The organism is Floccifex porci (assembly GCF_009696175.1).
GTDB classification, from domain to species: domain Bacteria; phylum Bacillota_I; class Bacilli_A; order Erysipelotrichales; family Erysipelotrichaceae; genus Floccifex; species Floccifex porci.
This window is the reverse complement of sequence record NZ_VUMM01000017.1, coordinates 25,881-40,681: the sequence shown is the minus strand read 5'-3', so window position 1 is coordinate 40,681 and position 14,801 is coordinate 25,881. Positions and strand designations below refer to the sequence as shown.

General features: G+C 32.6%; 16 protein-coding genes. 4 read left to right on the top strand and 12 right to left on the bottom strand.

Annotated elements, in window-relative coordinates:
- Positions 1-261: 261 nt before the first annotated feature.
- The 3 genes from FYJ50_RS08010 to FYJ50_RS10760 all read right to left on the bottom strand — a co-directional run bounded on the left by FYJ50_RS08010 (position 262) and on the right by FYJ50_RS10760 (position 1,578).
- A complete protein-coding gene (locus FYJ50_RS08010) occupies positions 262-555 on the bottom strand; it encodes a hypothetical protein (protein WP_154460832.1) in 294 nt (97 codons plus the stop codon).
- Positions 556-642: 87 nt separating this feature from the next.
- Positions 643-1,434 carry an Rpn family recombination-promoting nuclease/putative transposase gene (locus FYJ50_RS08005; RefSeq protein WP_154460830.1) on the bottom strand — a complete coding sequence of 264 codons (792 nt, stop codon included), beginning with the start codon at positions 1,432-1,434 and terminating at the stop codon, positions 643-645.
- A 15-nt stretch (positions 1,435-1,449) separates the two neighbouring features.
- On the bottom strand, positions 1,450-1,578 hold the full coding sequence (locus FYJ50_RS10760) for a hypothetical protein (protein WP_268891882.1): 129 nt from the start codon (positions 1,576-1,578) through the stop codon (positions 1,450-1,452).
- A gap of 707 nt (positions 1,579-2,285) precedes the next feature.
- Here FYJ50_RS10760 and FYJ50_RS08000 point away from each other — a divergent pair.
- Positions 2,286-3,245, top strand: a complete 960-nt coding sequence (locus FYJ50_RS08000) for a transposase (protein ID WP_154460828.1) — start codon at positions 2,286-2,288, stop codon at positions 3,243-3,245.
- Complete coding sequence (locus tag FYJ50_RS10930) at positions 3,170-3,628, top strand: transposase (RefSeq protein WP_420841797.1); 459 nt, start codon at positions 3,170-3,172, stop codon at positions 3,626-3,628. Before FYJ50_RS08000 ends, FYJ50_RS10930 begins: the two co-directional genes overlap by 76 nt.
- 174 nt (positions 3,629-3,802) lie before the next feature.
- Here FYJ50_RS10930 and ppdK read toward each other — a convergent pair whose 3' ends face one another.
- Together ppdK and FYJ50_RS07985 are read right to left on the bottom strand one after the other, a co-directional pair.
- Positions 3,803-6,430: a pyruvate, phosphate dikinase gene (gene ppdK, locus FYJ50_RS07990; RefSeq protein ID WP_154460824.1), complete on the bottom strand. Its 2,628-nt coding sequence runs from the start codon at positions 6,428-6,430 to the stop codon at positions 3,803-3,805.
- Between the two features lie 150 nt (positions 6,431-6,580).
- Positions 6,581-7,024 carry a Spx/MgsR family RNA polymerase-binding regulatory protein gene (locus tag FYJ50_RS07985; protein ID WP_154460822.1) on the bottom strand — a complete coding sequence of 148 codons (444 nt, stop codon included), beginning with the start codon at positions 7,022-7,024 and terminating at the stop codon, positions 6,581-6,583.
- Positions 7,025-7,162: 138 nt separating this feature from the next.
- Here FYJ50_RS07985 and trpS point away from each other — a divergent pair, with 138 nt between their 5' ends.
- Positions 7,163-8,146 carry a tryptophan--tRNA ligase gene (gene trpS, locus FYJ50_RS07980; protein ID WP_154460820.1) on the top strand — a complete coding sequence of 328 codons (984 nt, stop codon included), beginning with the start codon at positions 7,163-7,165 and terminating at the stop codon, positions 8,144-8,146.
- Between the two features lie 44 nt (positions 8,147-8,190).
- On the opposite strand, the gene FYJ50_RS07975 is transcribed toward trpS, so the two are convergent.
- From FYJ50_RS07975 to mraY, 4 genes are all read right to left on the bottom strand, one after another.
- Complete coding sequence (locus FYJ50_RS07975) at positions 8,191-9,006, bottom strand: Rpn family recombination-promoting nuclease/putative transposase (RefSeq protein WP_338083007.1); 816 nt, start codon at positions 9,004-9,006, stop codon at positions 8,191-8,193.
- Between the two features lie 231 nt (positions 9,007-9,237).
- On the bottom strand, positions 9,238-10,062 hold the full coding sequence (locus tag FYJ50_RS07970) for an undecaprenyl-diphosphate phosphatase (protein WP_154460816.1): 825 nt from the start codon (positions 10,060-10,062) through the stop codon (positions 9,238-9,240).
- The gene (gene murD / locus FYJ50_RS07965) at positions 10,059-11,381 is read right to left on the bottom strand and encodes a UDP-N-acetylmuramoyl-L-alanine--D-glutamate ligase (protein ID WP_154460814.1); all 1,323 of its coding nucleotides are present in this window, start codon (positions 11,379-11,381) and stop codon (positions 10,059-10,061) included. The genes FYJ50_RS07970 and murD overlap by 4 nt, the downstream gene beginning before the upstream one ends.
- A gap of 1 nt (position 11,382) precedes the next feature.
- Positions 11,383-12,345 (bottom strand): phospho-N-acetylmuramoyl-pentapeptide-transferase, encoded by a 963-nt coding sequence (mraY, locus tag FYJ50_RS07960; RefSeq protein ID WP_154460812.1) that lies wholly within the window; start codon positions 12,343-12,345, stop codon positions 11,383-11,385.
- 139 nt (positions 12,346-12,484) lie between these two features.
- On the opposite strand from mraY, the gene rpmB reads away from it, so the two are divergent.
- Positions 12,485-12,664 (top strand): 50S ribosomal protein L28, encoded by a 180-nt coding sequence (rpmB, locus tag FYJ50_RS07955; protein ID WP_154460810.1) that lies wholly within the window; start codon positions 12,485-12,487, stop codon positions 12,662-12,664.
- Positions 12,665-12,699: 35 nt separating this feature from the next.
- Here rpmB and FYJ50_RS07950 read toward each other — a convergent pair whose 3' ends face one another.
- From FYJ50_RS07950 to rsgA, 3 genes are read right to left on the bottom strand one after another with little or no spacing between them, the layout of a single operon-like run.
- Positions 12,700-13,302 carry a thiamine diphosphokinase gene (locus FYJ50_RS07950; protein ID WP_154460808.1) on the bottom strand — a complete coding sequence of 201 codons (603 nt, stop codon included), beginning with the start codon at positions 13,300-13,302 and terminating at the stop codon, positions 12,700-12,702.
- Positions 13,299-13,958: a ribulose-phosphate 3-epimerase gene (gene rpe / locus FYJ50_RS07945; RefSeq protein ID WP_154460806.1), complete on the bottom strand. Its 660-nt coding sequence runs from the start codon at positions 13,956-13,958 to the stop codon at positions 13,299-13,301. The genes FYJ50_RS07950 and rpe overlap by 4 nt, the downstream gene beginning before the upstream one ends.
- On the bottom strand, positions 13,955-14,800 hold the full coding sequence (gene rsgA / locus FYJ50_RS07940; protein ID WP_235900949.1) for a ribosome small subunit-dependent GTPase A: 846 nt from the start codon (positions 14,798-14,800) through the stop codon (positions 13,955-13,957). Before rsgA ends, rpe begins: the two co-directional genes overlap by 4 nt.
- Position 14,801: the final 1 nt, after the last annotated feature.

Here is a 14,801-nt window from a genome sequence, read left to right as displayed (position 1 = left end):
TATTCAGGTACAGGTGTAGTAATGCCTTTCTTATAATTCTTTACACATTCAAGTTTAAACTGCCATGTATACTTCATATAAAAACCCTCCTTACTGGCTTATTGTCCAGTTTGGAGGGTACATATCAAAGACTTTGTATTGCTTATGGGTTTTTATAATCTTTCTAGGCCATTCATTTTTTAATCCATTTATAATTTTTCTGTATTTTATATGCGGAATTCAAATGAAAATTATAAAAAGTTTTTAAAAAAAACAAGGCTTCTAAACCTTGTCATATAAATTGGATTTAATGATTTGTTCTACACATTCAATGTTTTGTTCCAATACTTTTGCGATAAATTCGATATCACAACCATTTTTATACATAGATCGGACGTTTTTACGTAAATTATTAGTTTCTCCTATTGCTTTTCCACGTGATTCGCCAATCGCTTCACCTTCACTCTTGCCTTTTTCATAACCTTCCAATCTGGCATTTGTGATTTTCTGGTTTCGATCCAGTTCATTTCGTTCTTCTATCTTCTTCAGCCATTCTTTTTCATTTTCATAATACATTTTTTAATACCTCCTTTATTTTATATACGTAATAAAAAATAAAAATGACTAAAAAATGTATAATTTTTAAAAAGAAAAACAAGGCTTCTAAACCTTGTCATGTAAATTTGATTTAATGATTTGTTCTATATATTCAATATCTTGTTCCAACACTCTTGCGATAAATTCAATATCACAACCATTTTTATACATGGATTGGATGTTTTTGTTCATTGTTTCTTCTTTACCACGAGTTTCTCCAATGGCTTCACCCATAGCTTTTCCACGTGATTCTCCAATCGTTTCACCTTCACTCTTGCCTTTTTCATAACCTTCCAGTCTGGCATTCGTAATTTTCTGGTTTCGATCCAGTTCATTTCTTTCTTCTTCTATCTTTTTCAGCCATTCTTTTTCATCCTGTCTGATCTGATCTGCACATTCCAACATATTCCATATACCTTTATCTTTCTTCTTTATCGCTTCTATTATATCACGATATCTTTCATCCTGATTGTATTTCAGTACAAAGGCATATTCTTCCGATACGCTCATTTCTTTTTTATATTCTACTTTTGGAAGTTCTACGATCACAAAGGGACAGTAGTCGGTTTCAAATAATACATTGTTCCACTTGTCTTTCTTTAAAAAGATATGTACTAGCTGGTCATCGTTTTGAATCCATTTAAAATCCAGTATAAACAGTATATAGCTTTTCTTCACCTTGGAATAGTCTTCTCCCTTTACCAGCTGTGAACTAATCAGCTGTCCGGCATAAAATGTCATTCTCTGTGCCAGTTCATACTTATTGTTGCACATCTGCATCTCAATATCGATTTTTTCTCCCTTACCAAAGCTTGCCAGAATATCCATTCTTGTTTCCTTGGCATTTTCCATATCCATTTTCAGTTCACTGGATTAAATCTGCAGATGTTCTACTTTTTCTCCAATAAAGGCCTGTATCATTGCAGAAAGAGCCATTCTATTTTTTTCTTCATTTTTTCCAAATACATAACGAAAATTAATATCTTTTTTTAAGTCTATCATTTTAATTCCTCCTGTTATTTATATTCGTAAAAAACAGGAAAAACTATAAAAATAAATTAATTTTATTTTCTTACTTTTACGGTAAATATATGTTTTTATACATCATTTCGCATTCCTTTCATATAATTCAATCTTTAAATTCATTATGAATTCTATCCCAAATTTCTTTTCTATATTCTGAGTGATTTTATAACCAGTCAATCACTTTTTTATTGATTGGATTTTTTCTTCATCAACATATAAAATCCAATCTACACTAACTTCAAAAACGTCCACAATATCATTTGCTCTTATATTTGTTAACCTTCCCTTATATTAAGCAAATCTGTGATAAAATATCATACGCTCCTTTCTCATTCTGTAAAAATAAAATAGAACCTTATTCTAATTATTAAATTTAAGACTTTATCCTTTTAAAGATGAGTATTATCCAGTTCCTATTTTTTATTTATAGTTGGATAAGTCTATGTAGTTGGTCTCCTTTAGTAATAAATATCTCTTGTTACATTAAGCAGCCTGTAAGTACATATCTATCAGAAAATAAAAAAACCTAGCACTATAAATAATTTTGTGTTGTAGATGGGCTTTAAAGATTTGTGCGGACAAATCTGGCATTTTGAAGCTTGAAATTAGCTTTCACAATTAGTGTGGTTTTCCTTTAAATATTTGTGTGGATATATTCATAAAAATATCCCTCCTAGTATAGAATGAAATTGTCACAAATCATAATGCTAGGATGGATTTTTATAATATCCAATCAAAAGTTTATCACAGATATATTAAATATCAATTACGATCAAATTGAATCTATTGATTCTATCAAAAATTCTGATCACTCACTAAATTTCTTCGTGAAGTTGAAACCATTATCTAACCTTAAGTGCCCTTATTGTGATTCTTGTCATATTGTTGGTAATGGTTTTACCAAGCGGAAACTTATTCATTCAACCCTGGTTAATCGAAAATGTTTAATCTTTTACAAGCGTCGCCGGTATCTATGCAAAGATTGCAGTTCTTCTTTCAGTGAAAAGAACCCTTTTATCAATACAGGAGAATCTGTTACTCTGGAAACAAAAATAAACGTATTAAAAGATCTTAAATTTGTAGCCAATACATATTCTGCTGTAGCTGCCAGATACAATATTTCAGTGACAAAAGTTATTCAGATTTTCGATAAACATGTAGACATCAAAAGAAAACCACTTCCCGAAGTACTCTCTATCGATGAACACTTCTTTCCTCAGTCAAATTACGATTCTCTTTATATGTGCATATTTATGGATTTTATTACCGGTGAGATTGTTGATGTATTACCTGATAGAAAAAAAGCCTATATTGCCAATTACCTATCCGCAATAAGAGCTCAGACATTGAATAAGTACACAAATAAGTCTGAATTGCATAACGTAAAATATGTTTCAATAGATTTGTACGATAACTACAGAGATATTGCCCATATCTATTTTCCAAAAGCCATCGTATGTGCGGATCCATTTCATGTTCTAAAACATCTCATCGAAGGTTTTAATCAAGTACGTTTAAGATGCCGAAGAGAAACACAGGACGAAGACATTCAGTATCTGCTGACCAAATTCAAAAATATCTTCAAGAGTGGTTCGACCTGGACAACAAAGCCAAATACAACAAAAGATTCAAGCGGTATTTAAATTACAGAGATATCCTTACTATTCTATTCGACAGATTTCCTGACTTAAAAACGGCTTATGAACTAAAAGAAAAATATATTTTCTTTAACAGAAACACTTCACTTGAAGAAGCAGAAAAAGGCCTGGCAGGTTTGATTTTGGAATTTGGAGACTCAGGAATTGAAGAATATCATGAATTCTATAATCTACTTATAAACTGGAACAAAGAAATTATCAATTCGTTTACAATTATAAACAGCAGAAGAATCAACAACAGCTTCATAGAATCAAGGAACAATCAGATCGAACGTTTAATCTATAACGCATATGGATACACAAATTCAAAAAGAGCAAAAAACAGAATCATGTATTGTTTAAACAAAAAAGACAGTTATACAATGTAAAAAAGTGTGATTTGTGACTGGACGGTTCAAAACCGTCTTTTTATCACAATATCACACTATATTTTAAAGCTCATCCACACAATTATTTAAAGCTATCAACACAACTGGTTAAAGCATATCCACAAATCGTTTAGAGCTCATCCACAGGATTATTTAAAATCTCCGTTTTTTAAATTATTTTGTTTGTTTGATTGCAGCTTGTGCGGCAGCCAATCTGGCAATTGGTACACGATAAGGTGAACAAGATACATAATCCAATCCAATCTTATTACAGAATTCAATAGATGTTGGATCTCCACCATGTTCTCCACAGATACCTAAATGAAGGTTTGGATTGCTTTCTTTTCCTAATTGAATGGCAATCTTCATCAATTTACCAACACCAATCTGGTCTAGTTTTGCGAATGGATCCTGTTCAAAGATCTTACGATCGTAATAAGCATTTAAGAACTTACCAGCATCATCTCTTGAGAATCCATATGTCATCTGTGTTAAATCGTTTGTTCCAAAACAGAAGAAGTCTGCATTTTTGGCAATGTCATCCGCTGTTAAGGCTGCTCTTGGAATTTCAATCATTGTTCCAACTTCATAATCCAGTTTAACACCTGCATTCTTAATTTCTTCATCCGCTACAGCAACAACGATATCTTTTACATATTTTAATTCTGTTGCATCTCCTGCAAGTGGAATCATAATTTCTGGAGAAATGTTCAGTTCTGGATTTTCTTTATTTACATTAATAGCTGCACGAATCACCGCACGAGTCTGCATTTTAGCAATTTCTGGATAAGTTACGGCAAGTCTTAGACCACGATGGCCCATCATTGGGTTGAATTCATGTAGACTATCAATAATGGCTTTGATCTGTTCCACTGTTTTTCTTTGTGACTCAGCTAATAAAGCAATGTCTTCTTCTTCCGTTGGTACGAATTCATGTAGAGGTGGATCCAAGAAACGAATAGTAACTGGATATCCTTTACAAGCCTTAAACAATCCTTCAAAATCTTTCTGCTGCATTGGTAAGATTTTATCCAGTGCGTTTTCTCTTTCTTCTAAAGTATCCGCACAAATCATTTCTCTAAAGGCAGCAATACGATCGGCTTCAAAGAACATATGTTCAGTACGACATAAACCAATTCCCTGTGCTCCTAATTCAATGGCTTTAGCAGCATCTTTTGGAGTATCCGCATTGGTACGTACATTCATAGTACGATATTCATCGGCCCATGCCATAATACGGCCGAATTCTCCACCAATTGTCGCATCCACTGTAGGAATGATACCATCATAAATATTACCAGTGGATCCATCTAATGAAATTGGATCTCCTTCTCTATATTCTTTTCCTTTTAAAGTAAAGCGTTTATTTTCTTCATCCATTGTGATATCTCCACAACCAGATACACAACAAGTACCCATACCACGAGCTACAACGGCTGCATGAGATGTCATACCACCACGTACTGTTAAAATACCTTGAGCGGATTTCATACCTTCGATATCTTCAGGAGAAGTTTCTAAACGAACCAGTACAACTTTTTCTCCACGAGCTGCCCATTCTTTGGCATCTTCTGCTGTAAAGACGATTTTACCAGCTGCTGCCCCAGGAGAAGCTCCTAATGCCTTTGATAAAACAGGTGTTTCTTTTAATACTTTCTGATCAAAAGTAGGATGCAATAGAGTATCTAAGTTACGAGGATCGATCATTAATACGGCTTCTTTTGGAGTGATCATTCCTTCATCCACTAAATCACAAGCAACTTTTAAAGCGGCTTTTGCAGTACGTTTCCCATTACGAGTCTGTAACATATACAATTTACGGTCCTGGATTGTAAATTCCATATCCTGCATATCATGATAATGATTTTCCAGAATGCTGCAGACTTTTTCAAACTGTTCAAATACTTCTGGCATTACATCTTTTAGTGCCGAAATAGGCTGTGGTGTACGAACACCAGCTACAACGTCTTCTCCTTGTGCATTGATCAGGAATTCACCCATCAATTTCTTTTCACCAGTTGCTGGATCTCTTGTAAAGGCCACACCCGTACCAGATTCATCGGACCAGTTACCGAATGCCATTTCCTGTACGTTAACAGCTGTTCCCCAGGAGAATGGGATATCATTATCTCTACGATATACATTGGCACGAGGATTATCCCATGAACGGAATACGGCTTTAATGGCACCATATAACTGTTCTTTTGGATCATCTGGGAAATCCACCCCAATTTTAGCTTTATATTCAGCCTTAAACTGATCGGCTAATTCTTTTAAATCACCTGCAGTTAATTCGATATCCTGTGTAACACCACGTTCTTCTTTCATTTTGTCAATCAAAGCTTCAAAATATTTCTTTCCTACTTCCATGACAACATCTGAATACATTTGAATAAAACGACGGTAACAGTCTCTTGCCCATCTTTCATTTCCAGTTTTTTTCGCAATAACTTCAACAACTTCTTCGTTTAATCCTAAATTCAGGATAGTATCCATCATTCCAGGCATACTTGCACGTGCTCCTGAACGAACAGATACTAATAGAGGATTTTCTAAATCACCAAATTTCTTTCCAGTGATTTCTTCCATTTTAACGATTCCTTCTTCAATCTGATTCATGATTTCATCGTTAATTTTTCCATCCTCATAATACTGTGTACATGCTTCAGTTGTTATTGTAAATCCTTGTGGAACAGGTAAACCAATATTTGTCATTTCCGCTAAATTGGCACCTTTCCCTCCTAAAAGTTCACGCATAGATGCATTACCTTCACTGAAGAGATATACATATTTCTTTGACATAACTTCCTCCTTGTTATTCTTCATAGAAATAATATAACATTAAAAGTAAACATTCTCAATGAAAAGTAAGCGTTTTCGAAGATTTACAAACTTAAATAAACAATATATACAAAAAAAAGTAATACAGTTCAAACCGTATTACTTTTGTTTTTAAGGTCTAGCACTTACTTCTTTTGAAACATTTCCACACAATTCAAAACTAGGACATTCTCCTGTACAGGCATTTGAAATAATATTTCTTAATTCAGAAGGAATCATTGTCGTTATTTCATCTGAATCATATCCTACTACTAAATTTTGTTTAGAAATTAAAATAGGCCGTTTTAAAATCGATGGGTTTTTCTGAATCAGTTCCACTAATTCATTTAAAGATAAATCATTAATATCTTTCTTTAAAGCCATAAATGCTTTTGAACGAACAGAAATGATATCTTCTGTACCATTTTCACATCGAGACAAAATATATTTAATTTCCTCTTTATTTAATAAGGTAGTAAATATATTTTTTTCAACAAACTCAATGTTATTGTCTTTTAACCATTGTTTTGCTTTACGACAGCTTGCACACCCTGGAGATGTATACAATAGAACCATAAGACCACTCCTTTCGACGAAATTAGCACTCTTCTTCTCTGCGTGCTAATCATAACATTCTTTTCTACTAGTGTCAATATAGACTTTGAATAATATCAATTAGGTGCTATAATCTTTTAGATAAGAGGAGGTTGTATTATGGAAAGAATGGTTAGTGGAATAAAACCTACCGGTCGATTACATTTAGGAAATTATATTGGAGCGATTTCTCAATTTATTAAATATCAGGAAGAATATGAATTGTTTATCTTTATTGCCAATTTACATGCCATTACAGTTCCCATTGAAGCAAAAGAATTAAGAAAAAATACTAAAGATCTGATTGCTTTATATTTAGCCTGTGGATTGGATCCAGAAAAAACCACTCTGTTTTTACAAAGTGATGTAGATGCACATGCAAAATTAGGATGGGTCATGACTTGTACTTCTTATGTTGGAGAATTACAGCGTATGACACAATACAAAGATAAAACAGCTAAAGGAGAATCCGGAATCACAGCTGGATTGTTTACTTATCCACCTTTAATGGCTGGTGATATTATACTTTACGATGCAGATTATGTTCCGGTAGGTAAAGATCAGACACAGCATGTTGAATTGACTCGTGATCTGGCAGAACGTTTTAACAATCGTTATTCGGACACATTCAAAATCCCTAAACCACTCACAACAAGTGTAGGTCAAAAAATATGTTCTTTACAGGATCCAACAAAAAAGATGTCAAAATCCGTAACCGATCCAAAAGGAACCATCGATTTATTAGACGATCCAAATGTAGCTCGTAAAAAGATTATGTCTGCAGTTACCGATTCTATCGGAATCATTCAATACGATCCTGAAAATCAGCCAGGAATATCAAATTTATTAACAATTCAATCCGTTCTTACAAATGAACCAATTGAAAGTATCGTATCTCGCTATCAGGGAAAAGGATATGGTGAATTAAAGAAAGAAATTGGACAAACTATTTTTGATTTCTTAACCGATTTACAATCTAAATATAAAGCGATTATTGAAAGTGGAAAAATTGACGAAGTATTGAAACAAGGTGCAGAAAAAGCAAATTACATTGCGAATAAAAAAATTCGTAAAGTTTATAAAAAAGTTGGATTTACTCTATAAAAATTAAGCAAGGATCATCTTTTAGATCCTTGCCTTTTTTACTATCAGTGAATTGAAAGCCATTCTTTGACCTGATTGATAGTACTGTCTAAAGCCTTTGCGATTTTATCCAAATCTAATCCCATTTCATATAAATTGTGGGCTGTGGCTTTTTTTTCTTCTATTTTTCCCAAAAGAATTCCTTCTGTTTTTCCTAAAAGAATTCCTTCCTTTCTTCCAGTAATAATTCCTTCGTTTAAACCTTGAAGTCTTCCATTTTCTACCAGTTCTTCCATGATCTGACACATATTTTCAACCTCACTTTCATTTGTCTTAAGTTTTTTAACCGATTCTCTCATTTCTTCAAGAATCATATCTCTATAGTCACTGCAATTAAAATCGTGCATTAAATAACCTAATTCATCTTCTCCTGTATATTGACCATTTATATATAAAATATATACTTCATCCTCATATTTTAGATCCGGATGATTTTCTATACCTTTCTGGATTTTATATAAGCCTCTTCCTTTTTGGTAATAGTCTTTTTCAGTAATAAAGATCATATATATCTTAGGAAGCTTTTCATAATCCATTCCAGGTTTCATAAATTCTACATCCAGAATAGATGTATAGTATCGACATCTTTTTGAACTGGCTTCTTTTGAATCTCTTTGAATTTCTATATCATAATAATTTTTATTTTGATCGATTGCCAGTACATCCGGTCTTATGGATTTAGAATCATGACTTTTGATCAGGTCTACCTGAGTATCCAATCTTTCTATTTCGATATCTTTGGTTTGAAATACTATATTTAATATTCTTTGTACTAAAGAAGTATTCTTGCGAAATAGAATTCTCATAAAAGTATCATCAATGGGTCTGAATTTTTTAATGGCGTCTAAATATTGTTTCTTTTCCGCGGGTTCATTCTTTCATCTCCTTTTTTTAAATTTAGTTTATGAATGAATACCGCCGGACTTTAAACATATCAGATTCTCCTTTTCTTTCTTCAATTTTATCATACTGATAAATTATTATTTATGTTAATTATTACATGATATATTCCATTTTGAAATAAAAAAATCTATTCGATTGAATAGACTCTTTTATAATATATAGAAAAATAATAAGACAAATATACCTAATGCGATGCGATAATATCCAAAAACTGTAAAATTATGTTTACGTACATAATTCAATAAAGTTCGTATCGCAAATATGCTGACAATAAAACTGATGAATGTTCCTATAATTAATAAAACCAATTGACTGAAACTAAAGAAACCAAATCCCATAATATATTTAACTATTTTTAATAAGCTGGCTCCTGCCATTACTGGAATGGCAATAAAGAAAGAAAATTCACTGGCTACGTATCTTGAACACCCACAATGCAGGCCCCCTAAAATAGTGGCTCCGGATCGAGATGTTCCTGGTATCAATGCAAGACATTGGAAAAATCCTATTTTTAAAGAGGTTAGATAATCCACTTGCTCCAATTTATTAATGGTCACAGGTTTTGGATTTTTTTCCACTATAATAAAGATAATACCATAAGCAATTAAAGTGATAGCAATCACAAAATTTGCGGATAAATATCCATCAATAATATCATCCAGCAACAATCCAATAATCCCAGCAGGAATCACTCCAACAATGACTTTACCCCATAAACTAAATGTATCTTTCTTCTGTTTATTTGATTTTGAAGGATCAAATGGATTTAATTTTTTAAAGTATAAGAACAGAACCGCTAATATACTTCCAAATTGTATAACCACTTTAAATACATTAAAAAATTCAGGAGGTGTAAGCGGCCATAAACTATCAAATAGAATTAAGTGCCCTGTACTGCTTACGGGCAACCATTCTGTAATTCCCTGGACGATTCCTAAAATGATAGTTTTAATTAAATCAATAATGAAACTCATTCCTGACTCCTTTTCTTAGCGTAATCTAAAACCAGCTGTTTATAGATTTCTCCACGCACTTCATAGTTTTTAAATTGATCGAAACTTGAACAAGCAGGACTCAACAAGATTACATCCCCTGGTTTTGCCAATGCCACTGCATTTTCAAAAGCTTCTTGCATCGTTTCACATGAAGTCTGATGAGTAAAAATATCTTTAAACTTATCTTTTGTCTGACCAAATGAAAAACAATGTTTTATTTGATGATCGAATGCTTTCATATCATCAAAAGAAATATGTTTATCTTTTCCCCCACACAATAAAATTAAATTGTTATGAAAAGCCGATAAGGCTGCACAGGCAGCATGCGTATTAGTGGCTTTTGTATCATTATAATAACGTACATTATTTATGGTTGCAACATATTCAATTCGATGCTCCACTCCTTTAAAGAAAGAAATCACATCCTGAATGTCAGTTAATGAAACTCCCATTATATAAGCCATACAGCTTGCCATCATCGCATTTCCACAATTGAAATCTCCTACTATTTTTAAATCGTCTATATCAAATAATTGAATTTCTTTATAATACGCATAATGATCCTTTATATATAAGTCTACATCTTTTCTCTTTAATGAGAAATCAATGATCTGACAAGGAATGTCTTTTGCGTATTTCATGATATTTTCATCATCTACATTCCGTATAAAATAATCATTATTGTCACAATTTTCATAAATCTTCATTTTAGAAATATAATATTCTTCTAAAGAATCCATATAATCTAAATGATCGGGTGCTAAATTGGAAACAGTGGAAACAACTGGTTTAAAGGTAGACATTCCTAACAGTTGAAAATTGCTCAATTCTATGGCAACATCTCTTTTTTCATTTCCATGTTCGAAAACAAGTTCGGATAAAGGTGTACCTATGTTTCCGGCAACCAGTGCATTTCCTTTTTTCTTTAACATTTCATACAGTAATGTAGTAATTGTCGTTTTACCATCGGTTCCTGTAATCGCTCCATATTGAAATTCTGGGGCAAAACGATATCCGATTTCAATTTCTGTATAGATTGGAATCTGTTTTTTTAGAAAAAACTGAATGAATTCTACACGATAAGGAATTCCTGGATTTTTCACTACAAATTCATAATCCAATTCTTTTAATGTATCTGGATGTCCACCATCAAAGACTTCGATTCCATTTAGAATCAGTTCCTCTTTTTCTTTGATTTCTTTCATGTCTGTTAACAGCACATGATATCCTTTAGAATTTAATAATTTACTTACGGCAATACCACTACGAGCCGCTCCAATAACCAGTACATTTGACATATTATATAACTCCTATCAACAATCCAGCAATCGCACAAATCAATCCAGCCAGCCAGAAACGATGTACGACCTGGGTTTCGTTCCATCCACACATTTCAAAATGATGATGAAGCGGTGCCATTTTAAAAATACGTTTTTTCGTTTTTCGGTAATAAGTAACCTGAATAATAACACTTAACGTTTCCACTACAAATACAAGACCTATCAGAACCAGCAGGATTTCCTGTTTTAATACCATTCCTGTAGCCGCAAAAATTCCACCTAATGCTAGAGATCCAGTATCCCCCATAAATATTTTAGCTGGATGTTTATTAAATTTTAAATATCCCAGCAAGGCTGCTATGACAAGGATCAGAATATAAGCAATTTGAGTAAGTCCCTGTAAAAAGGCAAAGACTACAAAAGGAACCAGTGCAATGATCATTTGACCAGCACACAATCCATCCAATCCATCAGTCAGATTAACGGCATTGGTTTCTGCTGTAAACATAATAAAAATCAGGAAAAAATATAAGAATCCTAGTGGTATGGTTTTATCCCAGATAGGAATCCATAAAGATAAAGACGAATTGGTTCTGTATAACAGAAAGAATACAATGGCTAAAATAGACTGCATCAGAAATTTAGTTTTTGGTTTTAATCCCTGATTATCTTTTTTAACAACAATTATATAATCATCAATAAATCCAATCAGACCATATCCTATAAAGGCCAGCAATAAAATCACAGCATTCAGATCCATTGGTATAAATCCAGCAAAATAAGTAATTAAATAAATAATAACCGGTATAAGAATAAAGACAATACCACCCATTGTAGGGGTACCATTCTTTTTTTTATGAGAATCCAGTCCTTCTTCTCTTTCGGTCTGACCAAATTTTATTTTATGTAAAAAATCAATGGTTTTTGGCATAATTAAAATAACACATAATAATGTTGTGAAAAATCCTATAATATAGACCATACTCTCAGACTCCTTTTCACTGTATTATAACACTATAATAAGCATTGAACAAACTGAAATTTATTCTTGAAAAAATAGATTGAGAATGATATTATTAATAAGCGATTGCGTAATATGAAAAAAAAGGAGGACAGGAAAGATGTCAAGAGTATGTGAAGTATCTGGTAAGGGTCCTTTAACTGGAAATAGACGTTCTCACTCTTTACGTGCAACACGCCGTAAATGGAATGTTAACTTACAACAAGTTACTATTAATGGAGAAAAGAAACGTGTGAGTGCTCGTACATTAAGAACCTTAAAGAAAAAGGGATTAATTTAATTCACACATAAAAACAGCTGTTTAAGCTGTTTTTTTTATTTTTCATTTGTTTGTATACATAATAAAGAACCTGAATGAATTTCTACAATTCCTTTTTCCTGAATCAATGAATTTGAAGTTAAATATAAATCACTGATTGATACTTTTCTATGATCTAAAGAATATAAAAATCCAGAATATGAAATTTCTGATTCTTCCAGTGCAAAAAAAGAAATATTTTTATAATCTTTTTTCAATTCATACCTTCCTTTTTTTAACACCCTTACTTTCTGTGTTTCATCCATTAAAATAATACTGGGATATTTTTGAATCATTAAGCTTATATTTAATACTGTATGATCCAATCTTCCACTTAAAGCACCATATAATATCACAGTGTCATATTTTTCAAAAGTTTTTAATACCGCCAGTTCACTATCGGTTTCATCTTTCATCACAGGATATTGATAAACTGGACATATTTTTTTTAATCCTTGCAGTTCTTTTTCAGACATAGAATCAAAATCCCCTATCGCATATTCAATTTTCAGATTCTGTTCCAGAATACGATAACTTCCCGCATCCACTCCTATATAGTGTGCATTTTCATCTACAGGAATTTTTTTTGATAAAGGAGTAATCAAATATGCAGTGCTCATTTTAATAGCTCCCTTATTGTTTCTTCAATGTCATTTTTAAATATATAAGAACCAGCCACTAATGTATCACATCCAGCTTCTTTTGATTTTTTCGCCGTTTCAGAATTGATTCCTCCATCAATTTCAATTCGATACGATAACCCTTTTTCTTCTCTTTTTTGTTTCAGCCATCTGACTTTCTCCAGTTGATTTTCCATAAAAGTCTGTCCACCAAAACCAGGTTCCACACTCATCACAAGGAATGTTTCAATACAGTCCAATAAACATTCAAATGATTCTATTTGTGTATTGGGTCTACATGTAATACCTGCATCACATCCTAGTTCGTGAATCAAGCGGATGGCTTCTTCTATCTTTTTTATATCATTTGAGAATGATTCCACATGTACAGTAATCTGATTGGCCCCTGCTTTTTTAAAATCGGACAAATATTTTACTGGATCACTGATCATCAGATGTACATCCAGATAAAGAGAACTGGATTCTTTAAATCCTTTTAAGATAGATGCACCAAATGTAATATTCGGCACAAAATGTCCATCCATCACATCAAAATGAAGCCATTTCGCCTGTGATTGATTTAAAATTTGTGTCTGTTTCTGCATTTTTGAAAAATCCATAGACAATACAGAAGGGGCTATAATACATTCATTCATTTTTTATTCTCCTTTATCTGCTTATAATCTTCATAAATAGAAGCATTGATCAATTTTTCGGATACTGCATTTTTGATGGCACAATCAGGTTCATTTATATGAATACAGTCTTTAAATCGACACTGATTCAAAAAAGGCTGAAAATCCAGGATTACTTCATCTAAATGGGATGTATCCATATAATTAAAATCCAGGCTGGAAAATCCTGGGGTATCCGCTACCCATCCATTGCGAATTTTATGAAGCTGACAATGTCTGGTTGTGTGTTTTCCTCTACCTAAAGCTTTTGATATTTCCTGTGTCTGAAGCTGGAAAGAAGGATCTAAACGATTTAATAAAGAACTTTTTCCTGCTCCAGACTGACCACATAAAACGCTGATTTTTCCATCAATCAATTCCATCAATGCCTGTTCATTATAGCCTGGATAAGAATAAAAGATCGGATACCCCGCTTTTTCATATTTTTTTAATTCATCTTCATAAGGTTTACAATCTTCTATCAGATCCATTTTTGTGATGACAATAACTGGTTTTACATGAGATAAAGAAACCAGAAAAATTAAACGATTCAATAAATGATCTGAAAAATCAGGATCTTTTAGACTGGTCACTATTAAAGCCTGATCTACATTGGAAATGGAAGGCCGTAATAGTTTATTCTTTCTTGGTTCAATGGAATGAATCCGATACGAATCATCCACTTTTTCAAATTGTACAACATCTCCTACTACAGGAGACTGATTCAATCTCATTTTTCCTCTTGGTTTTGCGATGATTTCTCCATTTCCTGTATCAATTGTATACTGGTTTGAAATCATTTTAATGATTGTTCCTGTTTCCATA